This window comes from Streptococcus suis, from assembly GCF_046032115.1.
Lineage (GTDB): Bacteria > Bacillota > Bacilli > Lactobacillales > Streptococcaceae > Streptococcus > Streptococcus suis_AJ.
On record NZ_JARQOZ010000071.1, the window covers coordinates 1 to 1,932 of the forward strand.

At 37.7% G+C, this 1,932-nt stretch carries 2 protein-coding genes; one reads left to right on the forward strand and one right to left on the reverse strand.

Annotated features, from left to right (window positions below; all coding sequences use genetic code 11):
- Window positions 1-1,141, forward strand: a 1,141-nt coding sequence (locus tag P7J36_RS11495) for a phosphatidylinositol-specific phospholipase C (protein ID WP_408562453.1), incomplete at its 5' end; no start/stop codon positions are given.
- Window positions 1,142-1,790: 649 nt separating this feature from the next.
- On the opposite strand, the gene P7J36_RS11500 is transcribed toward P7J36_RS11495, so the two are convergent.
- Window positions 1,791-1,932: transposase (locus P7J36_RS11500; protein ID WP_408552179.1), on the reverse strand; the 142-nt coding region annotated here is incomplete at its 5' end.

The window sequence follows — 1,932 nt, forward strand, 5'->3', positions numbered from 1 at the left end:
TAGTCAAGTTAACATTATTACACTCATTAAAAATTTGGGATTGAAAAATCCCCATAAACTTATTTTACGAGGAGGTATAGATATGAATACAAAAAAGAAGATATCCTTTGCCCTGACCGCTTGTCTAGGTCTTTTTTTGCTCTTCCCTACTTCTACCCACGCTCATTATGACCGCGCCTTTTGGTATGAAGAACAAGTGACCACACCGCATATTGAACAATATACAGACTGGATGTCCACAATTCCTGATAATCGTTTTCTAGGAGAGCTTGCCATTCCGGGAACTCATGATAGCATGGCTCACAGTAACCATCTTCCTTTTCGTGATATTGTCCGTACGCAAACAATGAATTTGCAGCAACAATTGGAGTCTGGAATCCGATATTTAGATATTCGTCTCGCATATATGGGAGATCACTTTGCTCTCTACCATGGCTCAATCGCCTTGGGCTACCAATTTGAAGAGGTTCTTACAACTATTCAAAATTACTTGATAAGTTATCCAAGTGAAACCATCTTAATGCGGATTAAACAAGAGCATACTCATGCCTCTGATCCTGAAATGTTTACCCTTTTTGAGTCCTATTATCAACGATATTCCTCTCTTTTCTGGAATCCTATGACTTCGTCAAACGGATACAATCCTACACTAGGCGAAATTCGTGGCCAGATTGTGCTTTTACCTGATGTCTTGTCTATCGAACACGGAATAAATTATCGTTTTGTTATTACTCAAGATCAATACCATCTCAATACAAATTGGGATTTATATAAAAAATGGGAAGCTATAAAGAACCATATCAATCAGGCAAATACATCTAGCATTGATTTTATTTTCATGAATTATCTCAGTGGTTCTGGTGGTTCTTTCCCTTATTTTGTAGCAAGTGGACATGTTCGTCCAGCAACTGATGCTTCCCGACTCTCTACTGGATTGACGGAACCCGGTTTTAGGCATCGCTACCCTGACTTCCCACGCACAGCACGTCTCGGTGTATTTGCAACAATTTCCTTTGAAGGAACCAATACTCTTGTTGCGGACTATCTACGAAACAATCAAATTCGTAGACCAGGAATCATCATTTCAGATTTCCCCGGTGAACGTCTTATCAATGAAGTTATACAATGCAATTACCGTTAATCGTTCTATATTTTTGCATGTTTAGTATTTAAGCTAAAATACTGTTCTATAAATAACATCTCGTACAATACATACCTAATTCTCACCCTAACCTTCCAATTCCTTTTACCATCAACATAAAAATATTCAACTGACTAGCGAGGAAATTCCCAACGGGGGACTCCTCGTTTTTTATATCTTAATTGTCGTTTCAAGTCAAAAATAGTCAACCACTAAATTTTCGATAAGCAGACTATATCATCAATAACAAAAAATTACTTCTTTCACGAAAAATAAAAGTGATTGATTGTGACATGAAAAATTCTATAGGAGTTGTGAACTAAGGATAGCACAGTGAAACATTGAGAGCAACAATAAAAAAATGCATCATTAGGCTGTTATAGACATTTAGTCTATCTTTAATTACTTCGTTAACTCGCTTTGCCGTACTTTGCGTAAGTGACTTGCTTTCGCAAGTCTCATTTCCAGCCTTGTACAGTCTGCTAGACTGTACAAGCTGCCTACAGCTTTTGAGGCGAATGCGGTTCGCCCTATTTCCAGCATCTTTTTTCTCGCTTTTTTGTATCTAGGATCGGGCTGAAACAGTTCCCCGAACTGTTTCACTCTCCCAGATAGTTGGAGCTAGTACTAAAAGTAAACTAAAATATAATTATTTAGCTTTAAAATAGCATTCCAAACAATACTCAACCGATTGAAATCTCCTCAATAACTCAACCACTTTTCTTTTCAATCCAGCCCAGAATCGTTCAATTGGGTTAAGTTCAGGGGAATAAGGTGGAAGCGGAAGAAAA